The organism is Bradyrhizobium sp. SBR1B, assembly GCF_014198205.1.
GTDB lineage: Bacteria > Pseudomonadota > Alphaproteobacteria > Rhizobiales > Xanthobacteraceae > Bradyrhizobium.
This window is the reverse complement of the sequence record NZ_JACIHC010000001.1, coordinates 622,275-647,410: the sequence shown is the minus strand read 5'-3', so window position 1 is coordinate 647,410 and position 25,136 is coordinate 622,275. Positions and strand designations below refer to the sequence as shown.

Here is a 25,136-nt window from a genome sequence, read left to right as displayed (position 1 = left end):
CCAGATCGTGGCCTACCGCTTGTTGGCCTGGCGCAGTATCCGCTCGCGCTCCATCGGCGTCACCTGCTTGGGCAGATTGGCCTGCGCGCAGGCCTCCGCCAGCCGCCGCCGCTCCTGCCAGGGCTCGACCACGTTCATCCAGAGTTCGCGCGTGCCCATGATCGAGATGGCGAGGCCGAACGGGATCACGAAATAGAGAAGGCGGAACACCAGCAGCGTCGCCAGAAGTTGCTCGCGGCCGAATTCGGGCAGCGCCAGCAGCATGGCGGCATCGAACACGCCGATCGAGCCGGGGGCATGGCTGGCGAAGCCGAGCAGCGTCGCCAGGATGAACACCACCGCCAGCGACATGAAGTCGATCGGCGGATTGGCCGGCATCAGCAGGTACATCGCCGTGGCGCAGAAGCCGAGATCGACCACCCCGATCAGGATCTGGACCAGCGTCAGCGGCGCCGACGGCAGCACCACCTTCCAGCCCTTCTGGCCGAGCTCGCGCCGCTTCTCGCCCATGCAGAGCCAGACCAGATAGGCACCGATCGAGGCGAGGCCGCCGAGCGCGATCAGCCGATTGATCGAGGAGGGGAGCTGATCCATCGAGGACGCAGCATCCGGATGGATCGCCATGCCGATCGAGAGCACGAAGATGTTACCGAGCCAGAAGGTCAGGCCCGACAGGAAGCAGATCTTGGCGACGTCGATCGCGTTCAGCCCGTAGTCCGAATAGATCCGGAAGCGGATCGCGCCGCCGGTGAAGACCGTGGCGCCGATGTTGTGGCCGATCGAATAGGACGTGAAGCTGGAGAGCGCCGCAATGCGGTACGGCACGTGCTTCTTGCCGATCGTTCGCAGTGCAAAAAAATCGTAGAAGGTCAGCGTACAGAACGCAAAGAACACGCAGATCGCCGCCAGCCCGATGCTCCCGCGGGGAATCTCGGTTAACGCGGTCAGGATGACCCCGGTATCGATGCCCTTGAGGGTTCGCACCAGCGAGGTGATCGCGAAGGCGATGATGAAGACGCTCGCGGCTACTCCGAGCCGTCGCCAGCCGATCCATCTCTTGAAGCCGCGTTGCAGCGCGGGCAGCAGTCCGTGCATTCATCCTCCCGGCGGGGGGCAAGACCGACCAGGCCAGACATTGGCCAGTCGGGTACGATCACGGCCAAAAGCAGGCATCGATCGCGGGGCATGATCCAGCTCATTTAAGGCAAAAACACCGGCTTGTGCAGCCCTTGACAACAATTGGTTCTGCGTCGGACCGGTCACTTTTGTCATACGCGGTTCACATCGGCGGCGCGTTAAGCATATGAGTCGTGAAACCGACTCGGCCCGCGCGTTTCGTATGCCGACACCATTTCAGATGCCGCTGCCGTCCGCATTGTTCCAGCGCAAGCCATCCGGGTCTTTTTGGAACGTCGATGCCGCGTGTCCGTTGGGCCCCATCAGCAACCGAACATGGCGGAATAAGCGGCTTTTCGTGCAAGCCGCTGCCTTCGTGTTCCACAAAACCGAAGAGGACGGAACGATGGGACTGTTCACAAAAGACATCAAGACCATGAACGACCTGTTCGTGCACCAGCTCCAGGACATCTATTACGCCGAGCAGCAGCTGACCAAGGCGCTGCCGAAGATGGCCAGTAAGGCCACCGATCCGCAGCTGAAGCAGGGCTTTTTGACGCACCTTGAAGAAACCAAGCAGCACGTCGCGCGGCTCGAAGAAGTGTTCAAGATGCACGGCGTCCCCGTGAAGGCGGTCGATTGTCCGGCGATCGACGGCATCATCGAGGAGGCCGACGAGACCGCCGGCGAGGTCGCCGACAAGGCGGTGCTCGATGCCGCCCTGATCAACGCGGCGCAGGCCGCCGAACATTACGAGATCGTACGCTACGGCAGCTTGATCGCCTGGGCCAAGCAGCTCGGCCGCAATGACTGCGCGACCGTGCTCGCCAAGACGCTTGAGGAGGAGAAGGCGACCGACAAAAAGCTGACCACGCTCGCCGAGAGCAAGGTCAATCTGCGCGCGGCGAGCTGATGAAGGTAAAGCGACGGGCGCGCCGCGCGGCTATCCGTGCGGCGCTCTCGCCACATATGCTCTGTCATCGCCCGCCTAGTGCGCGATTGCGCACAGGGGCGGGCGATCCAGTATTCCAGAGACAATAATGGGATACGGAGAAGCCGCGGCGTACTGGAATCCCCGCATGCGCCGGGCACGACACCGCTTGTAAGGCGAGTGCCCGCAGCATCCATCCTTCGTCCATTATCGAAACATGACTGCGCAATGAGAGCGTATATTTCGCATGGGGCTGCAATCGAGGTGCAGCATGCGAGCCACCACCATCAAACATGAAATCTTTCAGGATAGGACCGGCGCGTCGCGCGCCGGTTCGCCTCTTGCGACCTCGCTCACGCTGGCCGCGATGAGCCTTGGCTACGGCGTGGTGCAGCTCGACGTCACCATCGTCAACACCGCGCTCGATGCGATGGGCCGGACGCTCGGCGGCGGTGTCGCCGAACTGCAATGGGTGGTCAGCGCCTACACCATCGCGTTTGCCGCCTTCATCCTGACGGCAGGCGCGCTCGGCGACCGCATCGGCGCCAAGCGCGTCTTCATGGCGGGGTTCGCCATCTTCACCGCGGCTTCGTTCGCCTGCGCGCTGTCTCCCAATGCGACCGTGCTGATCGCAGCGCGGTTGGTGCAGGGGCTGGCGGCGGCGATTCTGGTGCCGAATTCCCTCGCGCTGCTCAATCATGCCTATCCGGACGAGCGAGCGCGCGGCCGTGCCGTCGCGGTCTGGGCTGCTGGCGCGAGCCTCGCGCTCACCGCGGGCCCCTTCGTCGGCGGCGCGCTGATCACGCTGGTCGGCTGGCGCGCGATTTTCCTGGTCAATCTGCCGATCGGGCTCGCCGGCCTGTGGCTGAGCTGGCGCTACGCCAGCGAAACCACGCGGGCCCGCTCGCGCGAGATCGATCTGCCCGGCCAGCTTGCCGCGATCGGCGCATTGGGGGCGCTGGCGGGCGCCATCATCGAAGGCGGTGCGCTCGGGTGGGATCATCCGGCCGTGATCGCAGCCTTCGTCGGTGCCGCAGGTCTCGCCGCGCTCTTCATCTGGCGCGAGAGCCGCGCGGCGCAGCCGATGCTGCCGCTGTCGCTGTTCGGCCAGAGGCTGTTCGCGCTGACCTCGCTCGTCGGCCTGCTCGTCAATATCGCGATCTACGGCCTCATCTTCGTGCTCAGCCTGTACTTCCAGCGGATCAATGGGCTGTCGGCGTGGTGGACCGGGCTCGCCTTCGTGCCGATGATGGCGGCGGTGCTGCCGGTCAATCTGCTGGCGCCGCACCTCGCCGAGCGCATCGGCCCGTGCCCGACCATCGTGGTCGGTGCCAGCGTGTCGGCGCTCGGCTGTCTCGGTCTGCTGTGGATCGCGGCTGATACGAGCTATTGGATGATCTGCGCGCAGATGATCGCGATCAGCGGCGGACTTGGGCTGCTGGTTCCGCCGCTGACCTCGACCTTGCTGGGCAGTGTCGACAAGGCGCGCTCCGGCATCGCGGCCGGCGTCCTGAACGCGACGCGGCAAACCGGCAGCGTCCTCGGCGTCGCGCTGTTCGGCTCGCTGGTGGCCGCGGAGGGGGCGTTCATGGCGGGGCTGCATCTGTCGCTGGTCGTGTCCGCATCCGTCCTGCTGCTCGCTGCCGTCGCGATCGGCCTCGGTGCGCCGGCGCGAGGATGAACAATCCGAGCGAATGGGCACATCTTCCGTTCACCATTGCCGCAACAGGCGCGTAGCCAGTTACCACCTGTCCACCTCTGTTGGTTCAACTGCGGGTCCATAGGGGCCCGCGATGTATCAAGTTCTCTACTGTCTCACCGAAGAGCACGATTGGCGGCTCGTCGCGCTAGGCGGCGCGGTGTGTCTGCTCGCCAGCGCGGCGGCGATCAGCCTGTTCCACCGGGCGCGCGCGACCAACGGTGTCGGACGCCTGGCCTGGCTCGGCCTCGACGCCGCCGTCAGCGGCTGCGGCATCTGGGCGACGCATTTCATCGCAATGCTCGCCTACGGGCCGGGCGGCGCCGGCGCCTACAACATCCCGGTGACGATCCTGTCGTTGATCTTTGCGATCTCCGTGACCTTCGTGGGGCTGAGCATCGCCGTATCGTCCTCGCGGGCGGTGTGGATCGCCCTCGGCGGCGCCATCGTCGGCACCGGGGTCGCGGCGATGCATTACACCGGCATGGCGGCGCTGGAGCTACCGGCGCGGGTCAATTGGATCGGAAGCACGGTCGCCGTTTCGGTGCTATCAGGAATCGTCTTTGCGGCACTTGCACTGTTCGTGGCCGCGCGGCGCGACGACCTCTTCCATGCGCTGACCGCGACGGTCCTGCTGACCGTCGCCATCGTCGCGCATCATTTCACCGCCATGGGCGCGGTGCTGCTGACGCCTGATCCGACGCTCGCGATCGGCGGCCTGTCGATCCCGCCGGCCTCGCTGTCCTTCCTCACGGCTAGCGCCGCGGTCGCGATCATCGCGATCGCGCTCGTGGCTGCGCTGCTCGACCGCCGCGCCAAGGGCGAACTGGGCGCCCAGCAAATGGTGCTGGATACGGCGCTCGAGAACATGTCGCAGGGTCTGTGCATGTTCGATGCCGACGGCAAGATCATGCTGTTCAACGAGCGCTATGCCGCCATGCTTCGTCGCACCGACATCGCGCTGACCGGCCGCCTGCTGGTCGACGTGCTCAGGGAGGAGCAGGCCAAGGGCCAGTGGCAGGGCGATGCGGATCAATTCTTCGCCCGCCTCGTCGCCGACGCGCGCGAGGGGCGCACCACGACCGACATCGTCAGCCGGTTCGACCGCTCCATCCGGGTGGTCAACCAGCCGATGCAGGGCGGCGGCTGGGTCGCGACCTTCGAGGACATCACCGAATGGCTCGAGGCGCAGGCCAAGATCTCGCACATGGCGCGCCATGACGCGCTGACCAGCCTGCCGAACCGCGTGCTGTTCCACGAGCAGCTCGAGCAGGGACTGCGCCGGACCAGGTCGGGCGATCAGCTCGCGGTGCTTTGTCTCGATCTCGATCACTTCAAGGACATCAACGACTCGCTCGGTCATCCCATCGGCGATGCGTTGCTGAAGGAGGTCGGCCGCAGGCTGACGGCCGCCGTCGGCGAGAGCGACACGGTGGCGCGACTGGGCGGCGACGAGTTCGCCGTGGTCCAGATCGGTCGGTCCGAGGAAACCGCTGCGAGATCGCTTGCCGGCCGCCTCGTCGAGGTCATCTCGGCGCCCTACGAGATCGACGACCATCAGATCGTGATCGGCGTCTCGATCGGCATCTCGCTGTCGCCGCAGGACGGCAGCGATCCGAGCGAATTGTTGAAGAACGCCGACCTCGCGCTCTACCGCGCCAAGGCGGACGGCCGCGGCACCTATCGCTTCTTCGAGACCGGCATGGACGCGCGCGCGCAGGCGCGGCGCCTCCTGGAAATGGACCTGCGCGCGGCGGTGCAGCGCGACGAGTTCGAGGCGTATTATCAGCCGATCCGCGACGTCGCCAGCGGCCGCGTCGTCGCCTTCGAGGCGCTGCTGCGCTGGAACCATCCGCAGCGTGGCCTGATCGCACCCATCGACTTCATCCCGCTGGCCGAGGAGACCGGTCTGATCGTCCAGCTCGGTGAATTCGTGCTGCGCTCGGCCTGCGTCGATGCGGCGAGCTGGCCTGATGATGTCGACCTCGCCGTCAACCTGTCGCCGGTGCAGTTCAAGAATCCGAACCTGATCGCATCCGTGATCGCGGCCCTAGCCGCCTCGGGACTCGACGCGCGCCGTCTCGAGCTCGAGATCACCGAATCCGTGCTGCTGCAGAACAGCGAGGCGACGCTGACCACGCTGCATGATCTGCGCGCCATGGGCGTGCGCATCTCGCTGGACGATTTCGGCACCGGCTATTCGTCGCTGAGCTATCTGCGCAGCTTTCCGTTCGACAAGATCAAGATCGACCGCTCCTTCGTGTCGGAGCTGGCGACGCGCGAGGATTCCATGGCGATCATCCGCGCCGTGACCGGGCTCGGCCGCAGCCTCGGCATCGTCACCACCGCGGAAGGCGTCGAGAACGACACGCAGCTCGAGCTGCTCAGGCGCGAGGGCTGCACCCAGGCGCAGGGCTATCTGTTCAGCAAGCCGCGGCCCGCCTCCGACGTGGCGGTGATGCTCAACCGCCCGCGGCTGCTGGCCTCGGCTTGAGGGAGACTATTGTTTGAGCATGATCTATTCGGAAAACCGCTTCGCACTTTTCCGGATCATGCTCTAGCCTCGGCGCAATGCGAAATGCGCGCCGCAAAATGCCATGACGGCGCCGAGGCACAGCGCGGCGAGTCCGGCCAGCACGCCCGCGACGGTCGGGATCGGGCTCGGCGCCGAGGCCACCTGGCCCGCACCCGCGAGCAGCAGCACGCCGACCGCGATCAGGAACTGCCGCATCCGTTGCGGGATCTGGCCGGAGACGGCGCTCTGCATCAACGTTGCCGTGAAATAGCCGCCGGAGAAGCCGACGGTCGCGATCAGCCACCACGCGATCGCCGCGCCCGCCGGGATGAACTCATGCGTGTTGGAGCGCCAGAGACCGCCGAGGTCGAGCCCATAGCGCGCCCCCAGCATGTGCACCGCGAGCGCGAGCAGCACGCCTGATATCACGGCGGCGCCGAGAATCAGGCGGCGCGGAAAAAAGGTCGTCTCAGCCATGCCTCGCTTGTAGGATGGGCGAGGGCGATCGCGCAAGCGGATCGCGGGCTGGATGGCGCGGACGAGGTTGATTGTCGGGATGCAGGGGTCGGAAGCTGAGGCCACGCCGGTCACGAGCTATGCTTACAAGGCGTCGCTGATCGGCTCGGCGCATCGCTTCGAGCTGACGGAGCAGGGGCTGTCCTGGCACATCGGCGGCCGCACCTCGCTCTGGCCTTATGACGAGATCAGCGCGATCCGGCTGTCATTCCGCCCGGTGTCGATGCAGCAGCACCGCTTTCGCGCCGATGTCACTCACAACAGCGGCCGCCGCATCGCGATCCTGTCGACGAGCTGGCAGACCGCGGCGCTGATGGCGCCGCAGGACAACGGCTTTCGCGCGTTCATCCTCGCGCTGCACGCCCGTATGGCGAAGGCGGGCAGCCGCGCGGTGCTGACGGCGGGACTCGGCCGCACCGCCTATGCGGCGGTGCTGGCGTTCCTGGCGGTGCTGACGGTGGCGATGGCGGGCCTGTTGATCCGCGCGCTCGTGAGCGGCGAGTTCGCCGGCGCGCTGTTCATCCTCGGCTTTGCCGCGCTGTTCGCCTGGCAGGTCGGCGGCTTCGTGCGGCGCAACCAGCCGCAGCGATACAGCTTCGATCAGGTGCCGAAGGCCTTGCTGCCTTAGACCGAGAGCTACGACCAATCGCTACTCAGTCGAGTCGAAATCCTCTTCCTTGGTGCCGAGCAGCGACACGATCGTGCGCAGGCCGGAATCGAGCTGCTCGAAGGTGGGCGGCGCGAGGGCGAGGCGCACCGCGTTCGGTGCATGGCCGTGGGCGATCGCGAAGGTGGAGGACGGCGTCAGCGCGATGCCGCGCCGGGCCGCGGCCGCGACGAAGGTCTGCGAGCGCCAGTGCGACGGCAGCATCAGCCAGAGATGATAGGAGCGCGGATCGGCGGCATGCTGGTAGCCGGCCAGCAGCCTTGCCGCGGTCTGCTGCCGGCGCGCCGCGTCGATGCGCTTCAGCCGCGTCAATTCCGCGACGGTGCCGTCGGCCATCAGCCGCTGCCCGGCCGCCAGCGCGTGGCCCGAGGCGATCCAGCCGCCGGTGCGGACCGCGCTCATCACGCTTTCGCGCAAGTGAGGGGGCGCCACCAGGATGCCGAGCGCAAGGCCCGGCGCGACCTTCTTGGACAGGCTGTCGAGCACGATGCAACGGTCCGGGCCGAGCGCGGCGAGCGGCGTGTCGTCGGCGAGGAAGCCGTAGACGGCGTCCTCGATGATGGTGAGGTCGAGCTTTTCGGCGACGCGCATGATGTCGGCGCGGCGCGTCGCGTTCATGGTGACGCCGAGCGGGTTCTGGATGATCGGCTGGAGATACAGCGCTGACAGGTGCGCTTCGCGATGCGCTTTCTGGATCGCATCGGGACGTACGCCGAATTCGTCCATGGGAATCGGGACCAGCGTGATGCCGAGCCGCGCCGCGATGCTCTTGACGTAAGGGTAGGTCAGCGCCTCGACGCCGCAGCGGCCGCCGGTGGGCACCAGCGCCGCGAGCGCGGCTGCGAGCGATTGCTTGCCGTTGGCGGTGAAGACGATCTGCTCGGCCTGCGGCGCGAAATCCTTGCGCGCGAGATAGGCGGCGGCCGCATTGCGCGCGCTCTTGGTGCCGGTGCTGGTCGAGACGCGCAGCGCGGATTCGAGTGCGTCGACGCGCTCCAGCCCCGCAAGGCTTTTGGCGATCATCGCCCATTGCTGCGGCAATAGCGGATAATTGACCTCGAAATCGATCCGCGCATCGCGCGGCTCGCTCAACGCCTCGACCTCGCGCCTGATGTCGCCGGAGATGAAGGTGCCGCGGCCGACCTCGCCGACGACGAGCCCGCGGCGGAGCAACTCCGTATAAACCCGGCTCGCGGTCGAGACCGCGATGCCGCGGTCATAGGCAAAATTGCGCTGCGGCGGCAGCCGATCGCCGGGCCTTAACGTGCCGTTAGCGATATCCACGGCAATGGCATCGGCAAGCTTCACGTACTCGAACTTGGACATTATTGCACCGAGAGCAATGTTTTACTTGCTCCGAGAAGTGTACTGGAGCATTTAAGTTCCATCAAGGTCCGCGATTGAGCCGAGGTGAGCGAGAGCAATCCGACGGCAAATGAGGTGCAGGCGCTGAATGCGTCCGCGCCAACGGCATCTGCTTCGCCGCGCGGATCTCAGGCCGGAGAAGAAAAATGACCACGATCTCGCAAACTGCCGGGCAGAGTTTACGCCCATCCTCCTCGAGCGGATTTTTTGCAACGCTCGCCCAAGGCGCCTATGCGCTGTTCAACCGCCTGGAGCGACGCTCGGCGGTCAAGACCTTGAACGAGCTCGACGACCGCGCCCTGCGCGACATCGGGATCACGCGCAGCCAGATCGAGGACGCCGTCTACGGGCAGGTCAAGGCCGAGCTGACGCGGTATCTGTAAGCCTCTCGTGTCCCGGCCGCGCCGCAACGCGCAAGCGTTGCTGCGCGGAGCCGGGACCCAGGAAGCCGCGCAGTCGCTGATACATAGGCCCCGCCTCTGCAGCGCACCGTCGAAGCTGCGCTGCGTCCGGGGCACGAGAGCGGTGTTTGGCGCACAGTTGTCTCAACGTCGACATTGCTTCGCTGCAAGGGCTCCTCGCAATGACGGAGTGTGGGACGAACGCTTGTTCTTTCAATTCGCATCTTCATTGCACACACAGCTTCGCATCCTCGCGGCTCATCTCGCCCGAGCTTTGCTTCATCTCTTCACCCTCAATTGAAAGAGGGCGCAGGGAAGACCGGGCGCCGGCTGGCACCCGCGGTCCACTGTGCGAAATCTGCGTAACAAGAAGCTGCACAGCGGCATACAGGTGTAGCCAGGACATCCCGGCCTTCCCTGCGCAGTGGTTTTACGGCTTATGTCGTGCTCTCCCCGGGGAGCGTTGCACTATTGCCCCCGTCGCCTTGCGGATGGCTGACGGATGCGTCCGGTTGGACGACACCCATCACCGCAACACTTGACGCACAGACCCCGGGCGTCAGGACCACACGATTTTGCCGTACGCCGATCACACCGGTCGTGTGCGCAACACCCTCGCTCACAGTTGCCTGCCCCGCGAAAGCTCTTCGCGCCGATGTCACCTGCGTCCACCGCCGCCCGGCCCGCGTTCGTGACGATCGCGATACGCCCCTCTTCCTTGGGCCGGGTTGTCGCGACACATACGTGATTTCCGAATTTCGGTAAAGCGGAATATTTTCGACGGCGCGGATTGACCGACCAATTGGGTGTTTTGCCCGTCGGGCCACACAAGGGATTGTAGAAACGCAAGGGATTGTAGACGAGTAGGGTGGGTTAGCCCCGGGCTGCGCGAAGCGCAGTCCCCAGGCGTAACCCACCTCTCTGCCGCCGCGGATATTAAAGTGGTGGGTTACGCCGAGCGGTCAGCGCTTCGCGCAGTCCGCACGGCTAACCCACCCTATGAGACCGGGCTATGACGATCCTTAATGCCTCACCACCAGCACCGAGCACTTCGCGTAGCGCACCACATGTCCGGCGTTGGAGCCGAGGAAATAGGTGCGCATCGCCGGCCGGTGCGAGGTCATCACGATCAGATCGGCCTTCATGTGCACGGCTTCTTCCAGGATCTCGTGATAGATGCCGCCCTGGCGTACCACGCTGGAGATGCGGGAAGCCTCGATGCCGGATTCGCGCGCGACGATGGCGAGGGCTTCTTCCGAGGTCTGGCGCTGCTGCTCGTCGAAATCGGCCGGCACGTATTCGGCCAGCATCACCGGCGTCATCGGCAGCACGTTGAGCAGGCGCACCTGGCCGCTCCAGGTCTGCGACAGCGTTGCCGCGGTCGCGATCGCCGGCTTGGCGAGGTCGGTGTCGGCGAGGTCGATGGGCACGAGGATGGACTTGAACATCTGCGCCTCCAAATCTTCCAGTCAGCACGTTTTCCCGGCCGTCGCGATCATCCCGATCGAAGCAGCTTGGGGCTGGTGAAAAGCACCAGCTTGCCGCGGCGGTAGGCCACGTCACCCCAATCCTTGACGTCAAAGTCAAAGATCGCAAGTCCCGCGGTGGGCAGATTGTGGCTGAGCGCCCTGGCGCCATCATGATCGCCGCCGCCCATCAGCATCAAGGCGGCCTCGTGCATGCCGGGATTGTGGGCGACCAGCAGCAATCGCTTCGGGTTGGCCGGGGCGGTTGCGGTGCGAATGGAGTCCAGGATCTGCGCGGGATCGGCGCCGTAGAGTTCCGGCAGGATCTCGACCTGCGGCGTCGGGACGCGGTCCTTCATCGCCTCCCAGGCGATGTCCCAGGTCTGCCGGGCCCGGACGGCGTGCGACACCAGCACGGTCTCGGGGAAGGGCGGATGGGCGGCGATCCAGTCGCCCATCCGGGCGGCATCCTTGTGGCCGCGATCGTCGAGCCGTCGGTCCTGGTCACGGCCGCTCGGCGCGTCGGTCTCGGTCTTGGCGTGACGCAGCAGCATCAAACGGCGCATGGCATTCTCGAATCGTTACGGCCGCGGATAATGTACAGACGCGGGCGGGGACAAGGTGACAAGCGCCTGGCAGGTGTAAAGCGCGATGAGACTAGAACGAATCGTCATCGTGCTTAAGGTTGTTATTTCGAGCATGATCTGTTCGGAAAACCGCTGCACAGTTTTCCGGATCATGCTCTAAGAAAACGACATGAGCGAGACTTTCACAAGCGTGTCCCAGGAAGAAGCCGGCTTTCGCGACCGTGTGCGGCTGTCGTTCGATCTCGACGCCGACATCTGCGTCATCGGTGCCGGGCTTGCCGGGCTCTCCATCGCGCTGGAGGCAGCCCGGCTCGGGGCCAGTGTCGCGGTGCTCGAGGGCCGTCATATCGGCTGGAACGCCTCCGGCAACCAGCTCGGCACCGTGATGCCGGGCTTTGCGCTGCCGCTCACCGACCTGATCGAGCGCATCGGCTTCGAGGACGCGCGTGAATTGTGGACACTGTCGAAGGAGGGGGCCGAGTTCGTCCGGGCCAATGCCACGGAAGAGAACATGCCGGGGATTGCCCCGAGCAACGGCGTGCTCGAGGTCTCCAACGTCGATGCCGGCGACCGTCTGATTAGCCGGTTGCAGATGCTGAACGAGGATTTCGACACCGAGGCCGAGGGCTGGCAGGTCGATCGCGTCCGCGAGGTGCTCAAGACCGATCGCTATTTCCACGGCGTGTATTATCCCAAAGCGTTCCAGGTCGACGGCCGCAAATATGTGCATGGCCTTGCGGCGCTGGCGCGGCGGGCCGGCGCCCGCATCTTCGAGGACACGCCGGTCGTCAGCATCGATCATTCCGGCATCCGCAAGCGCATCGTCACGCCGTCGGCGCGGCTGCGCGCCACCCACATCGTGCTCGCGGGCAACATCCATCTCGGCGCGCCCTTGCGGCGGCTGTCGGAGACGCTGCTGCCGGTCTGGCGCTACGCCGGCATCACCGCGCCGCTCGGCGAGCGCGTGCACGAGATCATCGCCTTCAAGGGAGCGGTGATGGATTCCGACGGGGTCGACCATTTCCGCATCGTCGATGGCGACCGGCTGATGTGGGAGAGCCCGGAGACCACCTGGGCCGCGCGTCCGCAGCGCTTTGCAGGCAGCGTCAGGCGGCGGATCCGCACGATCTTTCCGGAGCTCGGCAATGTCGAGATCAGCGAAATGTTCGGCGGCGCCACCGGCCAGACCGTGCACGGCATGCCGCAGATCGGCCAGTTGCGCAAAGGCCTCTGGGTGGCGAGCGGGTTCGGCCGCCAGGGCATGAACATTTCGGCCATGGCCGGGCAGATGATCGCGCGCAGCATCCTGTGGGGCGACGAGCGCTGGAAGCTGTTCTCGCCGTTCGAGCTGGTCTGGGCGGGCGGCGCCACGGGGCGGGTCGCGGGCCAGCTGGTCGGGATCTGGGGCAGGGCGAGTTCTGCCGCCGCGGGCTCGCTCGCCCGCTACCGCGAACGCGCCAGGGTCAAGGACAGGGAGCGCGAGGCGCGCCTTGCCGAAGCCAACCGGGCCGCCGGCACCGGTCCGCGCCGTCCAGCGCCCGGCGTCAGGCCGCGACCGGCCCCGCCGCCGAAACGCGCGGTCCGGGAGGCAGAGCGTGCCGTGGAACCGGCCTCGCATGATGGCGCCGCCTCCCAATAAGTTGAGAGAAATTCCGCCCGGACGTGTAACTTCGGCCGACAGAAGCCCGTATCTCAGGGCGTGGATTGCCCGCGCACGGAGAATGAGATGTTTGATCGCCGCATCCTGTTGACGACTGCCGCCGGCCTGTTCGGCCTCGGGGCCTTCCGCTGGCTGAGAGGAACGCCCGCCGAGGCTGGCGAGAAAGCCGTGGAAAAGTTCGAGATCACGAAGACGGAGGCTGAATGGCGCGCCCAGCTCACGCCGCAGCAATATGAGATCCTGCGCAACCATGGCACCGAGCGGCCCGGCTCGAGCCCGCTGTTGAAGGAGCACCGCAAAGGCATCTTCGCCTGCGCCGGCTGCGACCTGCCGCTGTTCGCCTCCGAGACCAAGTTCGAGAGCGGCACCGGTTGGCCGAGCTTCTACCAGCCGATCGAGGGCAATGTCGGCAAGACCGAGGACCGCGCCTACGGCATGGTGCGCACCGAGGTGCATTGCCGGCGCTGCGGCGGCCATCTCGGCCACGTCTTCGACGACGGTCCGAAGCCGACCGGATTGCGCTATTGCATCGACGGTTTCGGGCTGGTGTTCCATCCGGCGGCGGCATCGACGTAGGTTTCGCGGGGATCATTCCGGAGCGATGCGTGAGCATCGAATCCGGAATCTCGAGGTTCTCAGGTGCGCAATGCGCACCAGGGCTCGATGTGCTTCGCATCGCCCCGGAACGACGATATGTCCCGGCAATTGTTGCCGGTCCCGGCAAATGTGCCCCGGTCGTCAGGCCGGGGCTTTTTCATTAAGTCGTTGATTTTCTGAGAATACCTGCATTGGCATAGCCCTTGCGACTGTCTCCTCCGACTGCGGCCATGTCGACCCGCCGCCGAGATCGGATTTGGAGACAAAGTTATGGGTATCTTCGATGCAATGAACACCTCGGTGGGTGGCCTGCAGGCGCAGTCCTACGCGCTGCAGAACATTTCCGGCAACATCGCGAACTCATCCACCACCGGTTACAAGGGCATCGGCACCAGCTTCGTCGATCTCATTCCGGACTCCTCGGTTCCGAGCAAGCAGGTCGCGGGCGGCGTGACGGCCAACGCCAAGGCCACCATCACCACGCAGGGCACGATCTCGGGCTCCACCGTCGCCACCAACATGGCGATCACCGGCGACGGCTTCTTCTCGATCCAGAAGGCGAGCGGCGTCGTCGACAACGTGCCTGTCTTCACCGGGGTCACCTACTACACGCGGCGCGGCGACTTCCAGCTCAATGCCAACGGCAATCTGGTCAACGGCGCCGGTTATTACCTGATGGGCGTCACGGTCGATCCGAAGACCGGTAACCCGACCGGCAGCGTGGCCAACGTGCTGCAATTCCAGAACAACTTCATTCCGGCGCAGGCGACCACCTCGATCCAGTACGCTGCGAACCTGCCGACGCAGCCGAACACAGTGGCGAAAACGACCGCGTCGAGCGGCACGCTGCTGGCGGCCGGCGGGCTGAACCCGTCCGATTTCGCCGCCAACCCGCTGCCGGTCGGCACACCTCCCGCGCCCTATGCCAACGCAATGGTGTCCGGCGCGGCTGCAACCGGCAACATCCGTTCGGCCTATTCGTCGACGACGGGCACGGGCACGGTCGCACTCCAGAACAATTCGGCGGCGGTGGCCTCGACCACCACATCGCTCGATAACGCGGTCGGCACGCATCTCGCGTCCAGCATCCTCACCGCCTTGAGCGGCCAGACCCTGACCATCAATGGCAACACCATCACGTTCAACGGTGGCACAACGGTCTCGACCGTCGGCAACAACACCACGATCGGTCTCGGCGCGGGCACGACGGCGACGGTCGCGGACATCTTGAACGGGATCCAGACCGCGGGCGGCGCCGGCGTCACGGCCTCGCTCTCCGCGAGCGGCAACATCGTGATCTCCACCGGCACCGGCACCGATGTGGCGGTCGGCAGCGGCACCGCCGCCACCGCGCTCGGCATCAGCAGCGTGACCCGCGGCGGCAACGTGCTGTCCTCGCCCGCGATCTCGGGTGCAACGGTGCTGAGCGGCAGCGCGACCGCCGGTGGCGCCCAGGTGCTCTCGTCCGGCTTCGCCGCCGGCGATACCATCACCGTCAACGGCCAGACACTGACCTTCGTCTCGCCGCCTACGGTTCCCAGCGCCAGTCAGATCCTCACCACCGACAACGTCACGACTCTGCTCGGCAAGATCGATGCGCTCTCCGGCGCCTCCGGATCGACGGTCAGCAGCGGCGGCGTCATCACACTGAACACCGGCACCGTTTCCAACCTCTCGGTGTCCAGCTCCAACAGCGCTGCCTTCTCGGCGCTCGGCTTCACCTCGACCATCACCAAGAACCGCGACGGCGGCGGCACCGCCGGCACCGGCGGCGTGATCGGCAACGACATCGCGACCTTCACCAAGGAATCGATCAGCGGCGGCGCGGTGACCGCCTACAACGCCGCCGGCACGCCGGTGAACCTGCAATTGCGTTGGGCCAAGACCGACAGCGCTTCGCTGGGCGCGGGTCATTCGGATAGCTGGAACCTGTTCTACCAGACCGACCCGAACGCGACCGGCACGACCGTCGGCTGGGTCAATACCGGCCAGACTTTCACCTTTGCCAGCGACGGCTCGCTGACCTCGCCGAGCGGCTCGGGCATCACCATCAACAACGTCAGCGTCAGCGGTCAGTCGCTCGGCTCGGTCGCCTTCAACATCTCCTCGGGCGGACTGACGCAATATGCCAGCACCAGCGGCGCGGTGACCATCAACACCATCACGCAGAACGGCTATGCCGCCGGTCAGCTTCGCTCGGTTGCCGTCAACAACAACGGCATCGTGGTCGGCACGTTCTCCAACGGCCAGAACCTCAACCTCGCTCAAGTTCAGCTGTCGCACTTCAACGGCACCAACTATCTGAAGGCGATGGACGGCGGCGCCTATGCCGCGACCGAGCAGTCGGGTGACGCCATCGACGGCGCTTCAGGCACCATCAGCGGCTCGTCGCTGGAGGGATCCAACACCGACATCGCCGACGAATTCACCAAGCTGATCGTGACCCAGCAGGCCTATTCGGCCAACACCAAGGTGATCACGACCGCGAATTCGATGGTGCAGGACCTCTTGAACGTGTTGCGCTGATCGGCGCGTAACGTAACCAAAGGCGGCAAGTAACATGGGTTTGAGTTCAGCCCTCGCCAGTGCGATGAGCGGTCTGCGTGCCAACCAGGCCGCGCTCTCGATCGTCTCCTCGAACGTCGCCAATGCGCAGACGCCGGGTTACGTCGTCCAGACCCCGAACCAGATCGAGGTCACCACCGGCGATTTCGGCTCGACGGCGATGACGACCGGCGTCAGCCGGGAGCTCGACACCTATGTGCTGAACCAGCTGCGCACCGAGACCGGCGGCAGCGGCTACGCCGATCAGATGGCCAACATCCTGAAGCAGCTTCAGAATGTCTATGGCACGCCCGGCAACAGCGGCACGCTCGAAACTGCGCTGAACAAGTTCACCACGGCGCTGCAGGCGCTGTCGACCAGCTCAGGGGCGTCGTCGGCGCAAACTGTTGCGCTCGGTGCGGCGCAGGCGCTGGCCACGCAGCTCAACGTCACCACCAAGGGCATCCAGTCGCTGCGCTCCAATGTCGAGCAGGATCTCGGCAATTCGGCGCAAGCGGCCAACGTCGCAATGCAGCAGATCGCCGACATCAACACCAAGCTGCAGGGCCTGTCGGCCAACGACCCCTCGGCCGCGACGCTGATGGACCAGCGCGACCAGGCCATCAACACGCTGTCGAAATATGTCGACGTCCGCGTCACCACCGACGGTTCGAACCAGGCCAACATCTACACCACGACGGGCATCCAGCTCGTCGGCGCCGGGCTCGCCTCGCAATTCACCTTTGCTTCCGCCGGCGCGCTGTCGGCGACCTCGCTCTACAACATCGATCCGGCCAAGTCCGGCGTCGGCGCGCTCAACATCGTGCTGCCGAACGGCTCGAAGGTCGACGTCGTCGCCAACAACGTGGTCTCCTCGGGCCAGATCGCGGCCGATCTGAAGCTGCGCGACGAGACGCTGGTGCAGGCGCAGAACCAGATCGACCAGCTCGCCGCCACGATGTCGAGCGCGCTGTCGGACAAGACCACCGCCGGCACCACGGTGTCGGGCCCGCCGGCCGGCTTCGACATCGACCTTGCCGGTGCGCTGCCGGGCAACACCGCCACCTTCACCTACACCGACACGGCGACCAACACGAAGCGCCAGGTCACCCTTGTCAACGTCACCGACCCGGCGGCGCTGCCGCTGCAGAACGCGGCCAACGCCAACCCGATGCAGATCGGCGTGAACTTCTCCGGCGGCATGGGCGCGATCGCTTCGGCACTCAACACGGCGCTTTCCACCTCGCATTTGACGTTCTCCGCCGCGCCGTCGCCGGCGACCGCCACGACGCTGCGGATCACGGACGACAACAGCGGCCTCGCCAAGGTCAATTCATCCTCGATCACCAAGACGATCTCGCCGCTGACCTCGGGCAATCCGCAACTGCCGCTGTTCACCGACGGCGGACAGGCGCTCTACACCGGCGCGATCACCGCCTCGGGCTCGCAGATGACCGGCCTTGCCGGACGCATCGCCGTGAACACGCAGTTGGTCTCCGATCCGACCCGGATGTCGGTGTACAACACCTCGCCGGTGACGCCTTCGGGTGACACCGCGCGTTCGGACTATCTCTACTCGCAGCTCACCTCGGCGGTGTTCTCCTATTCGCCAGCGAGCGGTCTCGGCTCGGCGAGCCAGCCCTTCACCGGCAGCGTTTCGAATTATCTGCAGCAGTTCCTGAGCGTCCAGGCCAATTCCGCGACCCAGGCCACCCAGCTGCAGCAGGGCCAGAGCGTCGTGGTCTCGACGCTCCAGGCCAAGTTCGACTCGACCTCCAAGGTCAATCTGGACTCGGAGATGTCGAACCTGATCCAGCTCCAGAATGCCTATGCCGCCAACGCCCACGTCATGTCGGTGGTGCAGAGCATGATGAATACGTTGCTCCAGGCTCAAGTGTAACAAGTAACAGGGCTCTGAAACATGTCGATCAGCAGCATCAACTACTCTTCGTCGATTCTCGGCTCGCAGATCCGCAACATCAATCAGCAGCTCACCGACCTGTCGACGCAGCTCTCGACCGGCAAGCTGTCGCAGAACTATTCCGGGATGGGCACCAACGAGGGCTTTGCGATCGCCGGGCGCGCGCAGCTCTCCAACATCGCCGCCTATACCGACACGATCACCAACGTCAATGTCAGCATCAACCTCGCCAACACGGCGTTGCAGTCGCTGACCAAGATCCGCAGCACGGTGCAGACCGGCGCGGCCAACACCGCGCAGGATCTCAACGTCAACGGCCAGACCATCGCGCAGAACACCGCCGCCGCCCAGTTCGGCTCGATGGTCGGCGTGCTCAACACGCAGACGGGCAACCGCTATCTGTTTTCCGGAACCGCCGTCAACACGCAGTCGGTTGCGGATGCCGGCGACATCATCAACGGCACCACGACGCAGGCGGGGTTCAAGACCGTGATGGCGGAGCGTCAGGCCGCCGACCTCGGCGCCAATGGCATGGGCCGCCTGGTGCAGACGCAGCCGACGCCGAGCTCGATCCAGGTGTCGGAAGACGCCGCCGGATCGCCGTTCGGGCTGAAGCTCAAGGCGGTATCCTCGACCCTGACGGGCGCGACCATCACCGGCCCGAGTGGCTCGCCGGTGTCGTTCTCGGTCGATCTCAACGGCGTCAACCCGAACAATGGCGACAAGCTGAGCGTGCAGTTCACGCTGCCGGACGGCTCGACCGAGCAGATCGATCTGACCGCGTCGACGGCGACGCCAACGCCGCTCGGCAGCTTCGCGATCGACGCCAGCACCCCCGTCAACCCGACCAACACCGCGAACAACCTCAACGCCGCGCTGAACACTGCGATCACGAAGCTCGCCAACACCTCGCTGGTGGCGGCATCCGCGATCGTCGCCGGCGACAATTTCTTCAACACCGCAAGCTCGGCGATCGGCACGCCCGTCAACAACCAGGCGGCGCCGCCGGCGCCCGTGACCGGCGCGACCGCGCTGTCCGGGGTGAGCCCCTCGGATTCGATCTCGCCGGGCTTCGTCGCCGGCGACACCATCACCGTCAACGGCACCACGCTGACCTTCGTCAGTTCGGGCGCGACCGGCAACCAGCTCAACGTCACCGACAGCATCCAGAATCTGCTCGGCAAGATCGACCAGATCACGGGGACGTCGAAGCCCTCGACGGTCCATGGCGGTTCGATCACGATCAACACCGACGATGCGGCGAGCCTGAACATCACGAGCTCGAATACCGGCGCGCTGGGCTCGCTCGGTTTCAGCGCGACGCCCGTGACCGCCACCCAGCCGCCACTGCGGGTCGGATCCTCGCCCGCGAGCTCGGCGACGACGCTGGTCAACGGCTCGGCCACCACCGTGGAATGGTATCTTGGCAATGACGGGCCCGGCTCGGCGCGCTCGACCGCGATGGCGCGCGTCGACGATTCCGTCACGGTGCAGTACGGGGCCCAGGCGAACGAGGACGCGATCCGCCGGCAGTTGCAGGCGATCGCGGTGTTCGGAACCTTCTCGACCTCGCCGACCGGGCAGTATTCGGGCGGGCAGGTCGCTGCGCTGAGCCTGCGCACGACCCAGGCGCTGACCCAGCAGCCCGGCCAGCAGCGCATCGAGGACATCCAGACCGACATCGCGATGGCCCAGAACACGATGAAGGACGCGAGCACGCGCCAGACCCAGGCCAAGGCGCAGCTCCAGACCATCATCGACCAGGCGGAATCGGCCTCGCCGGACGAGGTCGCGAGCCAGCTGCTGGCGCTGCAGAACGCGCTCCAGGCGTCCTATCAGGTGACCTCGAACCTGGCGCAGCTCTCGCTCGTCAAGTTCCTGTAAGGACGCGTTAAGGCGCCGTTAACCATGCCTCTTTACCTCTTGGTGAGGATTGGAGCGGGGCGGAGCTGCCGATGTCGGACAGGATGCAACTGGTGGTGGCAACGCCGTGCTTCGGCGGGCAGGTGTCGAGCATCTATGCGAGCTCGATCTTCGCGCTGCAGCGCGCTGTGCATGGCATGTCCAATCTCGAGCTCAAGGTGCTGCTGCGCGACGGCGATGCGCTGATCACCCGCGCGCGGGCCAATCTGGTCGCGATGTTCCTGGACGATCCCAGGGCGACGCATTTCCTGTTCATCGACGCCGATATCGGCTTCAAGCCGGAGCAGGTGTTTCGGCTGATCGAATGCGGCGCGGATGTCGTCGCCGGCTGCTATCCGATCAAGCGGGTCAATTGGGACAAGGCCGCGCGGGCGATCCAGTCGGGCCGCACCGACGTGCCGGCCGCCTCGCTCGACTACGTGCTCGAGATCGAGGATCCCGACCGCATCGTCGTGGTCAACGGTTTCACCCGGGTGCGCTATGCCGGCACCGGCTTCCTGATGATCCGGCGCCAGGCGCTGGAGGCGATGTGCCGCCATCCGGACTATGCGGCGTTGCAGTTCTTCCGTGAGCATTCGCACGACACGCTGGCGGCAAGCCAGAACCGGTTTGCGCTGTTCGAATGCATGATCGATGCGGCGACCGGCACGTATCTGTCCGAGGACTTCGCCTTCTGCAAGCGCTGGACCGATATCGGCGGCGAGATCTGGGCCGACATCCAGAGTTCGCTCGATCACGTCGGGCCGTCGGTGTTCCACGGCGATATCGCCTCGCAATTCGCGCCGGCGGCTGCGGCCGATGCGGCGTGAGCCTTCCGGGATGAGCGCCGGCGCATCCCGTCTGTCAGGTCAGGAGCGCGCCCCCGACGGCGGCTCACGTTATCTCCTGCGCGATCTCTTCACGCCACTGGACACGCTGCTGGTCTCCGGCGGTGATCCGCGGCTGGCGCTCGACGCCAGGGATCGCGTCAACGGCTATGGCTGCGCGGCTTCGCCGGAGCCGGAGATCTGGAATTTCGCCTCCTCGACCGCATCGACGATCTCGCAAGTGGCTTACGACCGTGCCGCGCTGGCGCGCGAAGAGCTGATGCACAAGTGCCTGTTCGACGAGGTCGAGATCGCCTTCGATGCGCGCTGCGAGGACATGCGGGACGAGCTGCGCGGCCATCTCCAGCTCTCGCCGCGTGTCGACGTCGTGTTCTCGCCCTCCGGCACCGACTCCCAGCTCCATGCCCTGTTCCTGGCGCGCGCGGTGCTCGGGGCGCCGCCGGTGACGATCGTGGTCGGCGCCGACCAGACCGGAAGCGGGACGATCCATACCGCCCGCGGGCACCATTTCAGCTCCATGACGGCGAGCGGCCTTGCGGTTCGCAAAGACGGTGCGGTTGCGGGGCTCGCCGGCGCCAGTCTCGCATTGCCGCTGCTCGCGACTGCGCCCGGGATTGCGATGCGCGCGGACACGGATGCCGCGGTGCTGCGTGCGGTCGAGGCCACGATCGCGCAAGGTGCGCCGGTGCTGCTCCAGATCATGGATGCATCCAAGCTCGGCTGGCGTGCACCGAGCGCGGCCTGTCTCGACGAGATCGCGCGGCGCTGGCCGCGCAAGGTCCAGATCGTCGTCGATGCCTGCCAGGCCCGGCTCGGTCGCCGCCGGCTGCGCTCCTATCTCGACCGCGGCTATATGGTGCTGATGACAGGCTCCAAATTCTTCGGTGGGCCGGCCTTCAGCGGCGCGGTGCTGGTGCCGAAGGGCCTTTCGCGGTCGCTCGACCGGGTCGAGGGGATCGCGCCTGGTATCTTCGACTATGCCGGCCGTTGCGATTGGCCGGTGGCTTGGACGGCGCTGCGTTCGCGCTTCGAGCGCCGTCCGAATTTCGGTCAATGGTTGCGCTGGGAAGCGGCGCTGGCCGAGATCGGCCGCTACTACACGGTGCCCGGGGCTTTCCGCGCGGAGATACTCGCCGAGCTCGCCGCCGGCATCCACAGCATGAGCGCGCTGTCGCCGTCGCTTCGCCCCGTTCCATCCGCGATCGAGACTGCCGGCGCGGATGATGAGGAATTTGCACAAACCACGATCTTTCCGTTCATCCTGCTGCGCGACGGCAAGCCGGTCTCGATCGCCGAGACCGCCGCCGTTCATCGGGCATTGGCGCGCGACATGAACGAGGCGATCGGCGGCAGTGCGGCGGACCGGCAGGTCGCCGTGCAGCGCTGCCTGATCGGCCAGCCGGTCCGGCTGGAGCGGCAGGACGAGGCACCGCAGGCCGTGCTGCGCCTCTGCGTCGGCGCACGGCTCGTGACCGAGGCTTGGTCGCCCGACATAGCGCAGGCGCAACGCAACGTGCAGCAAATTCTCGATCGCATCGCCCATGTCCTGGTAAAGATCGAGCTGCTGCTCGACCGTGGCGCGGTCGCGGCGGTGCCGGTAAACTCCGCGTTCGAGGTGTGAGATGCAGCATCCGGTTTCCGCGCCGCTTCGCATGACCGCGGCGAACTACGCCGATCGCATCGGCTTTTCGCAGTTGACGCGCCAGGCCTTCGAAGGTGTCGACCTGCATCCGTTGCGCGACCAGCTGCTGGCGCGGATCGCGGCGGGGACCGCACTGGCAGGCGAAGGACTGGATCTGTCGTTGATCACCCAGCTACTCGGCGACAAGGATCAGGGGCTTGCGATCCAGTCGGAGGTGCTGAGCTTCCACCAATTGTTTCGCACGCCGAGCGCTGCTCCGAAGCCGGGCTTGCGCGTGCTCGCGCTTGCAGCCGACATCGACATGGGCGGCAACACGCCGATCGATTTCCTGCTCGAAGGCTCCGACATCGAGCTGTTGACGCTCTACGTTGTCAAGGGCGTCGGTCTGCCTGAGAATTTGCCCGAGCACGACGTTGCCATCGTGGTCACCTCCGATTCCGAGGAATGCCGCGAGGCGCTCGCCTCGATCGAGCAGGCCGCGCCGCACTGGCCGCGGCCGCTGCTCAATCGTCCCGATCGCATCGGCAACCTCGATCGCGACAAGCTGCATCGGCTGCTGGCCGGCGTGCCGGGTCTCGATATTCCCGCGACCATTCACGCGACGCGCGCGCAATTGTCAGATCTTTCGCGAGGGCAGATCGCCTGCCGGGACATCGCGGGTGAATTGCGCTTTCCGATGATCGCGCGGCCGCGCGGCTCGCATGCCGGCGTCGGACTCGCCAAGCTCGACGATGCGGCCGCGCTCGCAGCCTATCTTGCCGAGCGTGATGAGCAGGATTTTTTCGTCGCGCGCTTCGTCGACTATGTGAACCGCGACGGGCTCTACCGCAAATATCGTCTCGCGATGGTCGACGGCAAACCTTACGCCTGCCACATGGCGATCGCCGACCGCTGGGACATCTGGTATCTCAACGCCTACATGGCGTTCAGCGAGGAGAAGCGGGCAGAGGAAGCGATCTTCATGCGCGACTTCGATCACGCCTTCGCCGCGCGCCACCAAAGCGCGCTCGACGAGATGAGCAGGCGCGTCGGCCTCGATTATTTCATCGTCGATTGCGCCGAGAACCAGGGCGGCGAGCTCTTGGTGTTCGAGGCCGACAACACCGCTGTCGTGCACAACATGGATTCGCCGGCCGTGTTTCCCTACAAGCCGCCACAGATGCGCAAGATCTTTGCGGCGTTCTCGGCGATGCTGTCGCGGCATGCAAGAGCAGGCGAGGGGAGTGCAGCATGAACGAGATCATCCGCAGCGCGCAAAGCTCCGTCGCGCACGCCTCGCTCGACCCGCAGGACTGGAGCGAATTTCGCGCGCTCGCCCATCGCATGCTCGACGATGCGATCGACGGCATCGCCAACGTCCGGGCGCGCCCGGTCTGGCAGCCGATTCCTGATGCGACCCGCGCGGCCTTCAAGGCCGACGTGCCGCGCGAGGCGAGCGACCTCGCCGAGGTCTATCGCGAATTCGCCGATCACGTCGCGCCGTATGCGACCGGCAACGTCCATCCCGGCTTCATGGGCTGGGTGCATGGCGGCGGCACCGCGGTCGGCATGGTCGCGGACATGCTCGCGGCCGGCCTCAACGCCAATCTCGGCGGACGCGACCACATGCCGATCGAGGTCGAACGCCAGATCGTCGACTGGATGCGCCGCCTGTTCACGTTCCCGGACAGTGCGAGCGGCATCTTCGTCACGGGCACGTCGATGGCCAATCTGATGGCGGTGCTGGTGGCGCGGACGGCTGCACTCGGCACGCTGGCGCGGCAATACGGCATCGGCAATGACGGTGCGGCGCTGACGGCCTATACGTCGCAGGCCGCGCATGGCTGCGTCTCCAGGGCGATGGACATCGCCGGGCTCGGCACCGATGCGCTGCGCAAGGTCGGCGTCGATGCCGATCATCGCATCGACGTAGCCGCGCTGCGTGCGCAAATCACTGTTGATCGCGAGGTCGGCTTCAAGCCGTTCCTGGTCGTGGCGTCTGCCGGCACGGTCGACATTGGTGCGATCGACGACCTCAAGGCGATCGCGGAGCTGTGCCGCGAGGAGGGCATCTGGTTTCACGTCGACGGCGCTTTCGGCGCGCTTGCGATCTTCTCGCCCGAGCTCGCGCCGCTGCTCGGCGGCATGGAGCTCGCAGATTCCATTGCGCTCGACTTCCACAAATGGGGGCAAGTGCCTTACGACGCCGGATTCCTCCTGGTGCGCGATGGCGAGCAGCATCGGCAGGCCTTCGCACAGCCCGCGGCCTATCTGCGCCGCGAGGCGAGGGGGCTTGCGGCGGGCGCGATCTGGCCCTGCGATCTCGGTCCCGATCTGTCGCGCGGCTTCCGTGCGCTGAAGACGTGGTTCACGCTGAAGACATTCGGTACCGATCGGCTTGGTGCGACGATCACGAGAAGCTGCGCGCTGGCAAGATATCTGGAGGCCCGCGTAATGGCCGAACCGCGGCTGGAATTGCTGGCGCCGGTCAACCTCAACATCGTCTGCTTCCGCTATCGTGCCGATGATGCGGTCAATCGCGAGATTGTCGCCGACATCCAGGAGTCCGGAATAGCAGCTCCCTCGAGCACGACGCTGGACGGCAGGTTTGCGATCCGCGCCGCGATCGTCAATCATCGCACCGAGGAGGCGGACATCGACGCGCTGGTCGCGGCCGTGCTGGAGTTCGGCAGCCGGCGGTTCGCCGACGGAATGATCGAGGTCGAGGCACCGCCGCTCGCGGCGCAATAGCACTGGTGCATGGCTGAAACGACAACGGC

The 25,136-nt window shown here is 65.8% G+C and carries 19 protein-coding genes; 14 read left to right on the top strand and 5 right to left on the bottom strand.

The genetic code is table 11. The annotated features are described in order from the left end of the window. Nucleotides 1-12: 12 nt before the first annotated feature. Nucleotides 13-1,095 carry a YbhN family protein gene (locus tag GGD61_RS03285; RefSeq protein WP_018317331.1) on the bottom strand — a complete coding sequence of 361 codons (1,083 nt, stop codon included), beginning with the start codon at nt 1,093-1,095 and terminating at the stop codon, nt 13-15. A 427-nt stretch (nt 1,096-1,522) separates the two neighbouring features. Here GGD61_RS03285 and GGD61_RS03280 point away from each other — a divergent pair, with 427 nt between their 5' ends. The 3 genes from GGD61_RS03280 (at nt 1,523) to GGD61_RS03270 (ending at nt 6,240) form a co-directional block, all read left to right on the top strand. After that, entirely contained in the window at nt 1,523-2,029 is a 507-nt protein-coding gene (locus tag GGD61_RS03280) for a ferritin-like domain-containing protein (protein ID WP_091958911.1), read from the top strand. A 289-nt stretch (nt 2,030-2,318) separates the two neighbouring features. Next, nucleotides 2,319-3,728, top strand: coding sequence for an MFS transporter (locus GGD61_RS03275; protein ID WP_183230156.1), 1,410 nt, complete (start codon nt 2,319-2,321; stop codon nt 3,726-3,728). A 112-nt stretch (nt 3,729-3,840) separates the two neighbouring features. Then, the gene (locus GGD61_RS03270; RefSeq protein WP_183230154.1) at nt 3,841-6,240 is read left to right on the top strand and encodes an EAL domain-containing protein; all 2,400 of its coding nucleotides are present in this window, start codon (nt 3,841-3,843) and stop codon (nt 6,238-6,240) included. Between the two features lie 63 nt (nt 6,241-6,303). Here the strand turns inward: GGD61_RS03270 and GGD61_RS03265 are convergent, their stop codons facing one another. After that, nucleotides 6,304-6,738 carry a hypothetical protein gene (locus tag GGD61_RS03265; RefSeq protein ID WP_183230152.1) on the bottom strand — a complete coding sequence of 145 codons (435 nt, stop codon included), beginning with the start codon at nt 6,736-6,738 and terminating at the stop codon, nt 6,304-6,306. Nucleotides 6,739-6,817: 79 nt separating this feature from the next. Between GGD61_RS03265 and GGD61_RS03260 the strand changes: the two genes are divergently transcribed. Then, a complete protein-coding gene (locus GGD61_RS03260) occupies nt 6,818-7,405 on the top strand; it encodes a hypothetical protein (RefSeq protein ID WP_018317327.1) in 588 nt (195 codons plus the stop codon). A gap of 21 nt (nt 7,406-7,426) precedes the next feature. Here GGD61_RS03260 and GGD61_RS03255 read toward each other — a convergent pair whose 3' ends face one another. Continuing rightward, nucleotides 7,427-8,770: a PLP-dependent aminotransferase family protein gene (locus tag GGD61_RS03255; protein WP_183230150.1), complete on the bottom strand. Its 1,344-nt coding sequence runs from the start codon at nt 8,768-8,770 to the stop codon at nt 7,427-7,429. Between the two features lie 185 nt (nt 8,771-8,955). On the opposite strand from GGD61_RS03255, the gene GGD61_RS03250 reads away from it, so the two are divergent. Continuing rightward, nucleotides 8,956-9,192, top strand: a complete 237-nt coding sequence (locus tag GGD61_RS03250) for a DUF1127 domain-containing protein (protein WP_183230148.1) — start codon at nt 8,956-8,958, stop codon at nt 9,190-9,192. A 1,040-nt stretch (nt 9,193-10,232) separates the two neighbouring features. On the opposite strand, the gene GGD61_RS03245 is transcribed toward GGD61_RS03250, so the two are convergent. Together GGD61_RS03245 and GGD61_RS03240 are read right to left on the bottom strand one after the other, a co-directional pair. Continuing rightward, nucleotides 10,233-10,658 carry a universal stress protein gene (locus GGD61_RS03245; protein ID WP_026201824.1) on the bottom strand — a complete coding sequence of 142 codons (426 nt, stop codon included), beginning with the start codon at nt 10,656-10,658 and terminating at the stop codon, nt 10,233-10,235. Between the two features lie 47 nt (nt 10,659-10,705). Then, nucleotides 10,706-11,242 carry a histidine phosphatase family protein gene (locus GGD61_RS03240; RefSeq protein WP_179737787.1) on the bottom strand — a complete coding sequence of 179 codons (537 nt, stop codon included), beginning with the start codon at nt 11,240-11,242 and terminating at the stop codon, nt 10,706-10,708. Between the two features lie 190 nt (nt 11,243-11,432). Here GGD61_RS03240 and GGD61_RS03235 point away from each other — a divergent pair, with 190 nt between their 5' ends. From GGD61_RS03235 to GGD61_RS03195, 9 genes are all read left to right on the top strand, one after another. Then, a complete protein-coding gene (locus GGD61_RS03235) occupies nt 11,433-12,902 on the top strand; it encodes an FAD-binding oxidoreductase (protein ID WP_183230146.1) in 1,470 nt (489 codons plus the stop codon). A gap of 87 nt (nt 12,903-12,989) precedes the next feature. After that, the gene (msrB, locus tag GGD61_RS03230; protein WP_183230145.1) at nt 12,990-13,499 is read left to right on the top strand and encodes a peptide-methionine (R)-S-oxide reductase MsrB; all 510 of its coding nucleotides are present in this window, start codon (nt 12,990-12,992) and stop codon (nt 13,497-13,499) included. A 291-nt stretch (nt 13,500-13,790) separates the two neighbouring features. Then, nucleotides 13,791-16,046 carry a flagellar hook-basal body complex protein gene (locus GGD61_RS03225; RefSeq protein WP_183230143.1) on the top strand — a complete coding sequence of 752 codons (2,256 nt, stop codon included), beginning with the start codon at nt 13,791-13,793 and terminating at the stop codon, nt 16,044-16,046. A 34-nt stretch (nt 16,047-16,080) separates the two neighbouring features. After that, the gene (gene flgK, locus GGD61_RS03220) at nt 16,081-17,964 is read left to right on the top strand and encodes a flagellar hook-associated protein FlgK (protein WP_183230141.1); all 1,884 of its coding nucleotides are present in this window, start codon (nt 16,081-16,083) and stop codon (nt 17,962-17,964) included. Between the two features lie 21 nt (nt 17,965-17,985). Further along, a complete protein-coding gene (locus tag GGD61_RS03215) occupies nt 17,986-19,869 on the top strand; it encodes a flagellar protein (RefSeq protein ID WP_183230139.1) in 1,884 nt (627 codons plus the stop codon). A gap of 71 nt (nt 19,870-19,940) precedes the next feature. After that, the gene (locus GGD61_RS03210; RefSeq protein WP_183230137.1) at nt 19,941-20,717 is read left to right on the top strand and encodes a hypothetical protein; all 777 of its coding nucleotides are present in this window, start codon (nt 19,941-19,943) and stop codon (nt 20,715-20,717) included. Next, complete coding sequence (locus GGD61_RS03205; RefSeq protein ID WP_183230135.1) at nt 20,707-22,356, top strand: hypothetical protein; 1,650 nt, start codon at nt 20,707-20,709, stop codon at nt 22,354-22,356. Before GGD61_RS03210 ends, GGD61_RS03205 begins: the two co-directional genes overlap by 11 nt. Nucleotide 22,357: 1 nt before the next feature. After that, nucleotides 22,358-23,611: a hypothetical protein gene (locus tag GGD61_RS03200; RefSeq protein ID WP_183230133.1), complete on the top strand. Its 1,254-nt coding sequence runs from the start codon at nt 22,358-22,360 to the stop codon at nt 23,609-23,611. Then, nucleotides 23,608-25,107, top strand: a complete 1,500-nt coding sequence (locus tag GGD61_RS03195) for an aspartate aminotransferase family protein (RefSeq protein ID WP_183230131.1) — start codon at nt 23,608-23,610, stop codon at nt 25,105-25,107. Before GGD61_RS03200 ends, GGD61_RS03195 begins: the two co-directional genes overlap by 4 nt. The last annotated feature ends 29 nt before the right edge of the window (nt 25,108-25,136 follow it).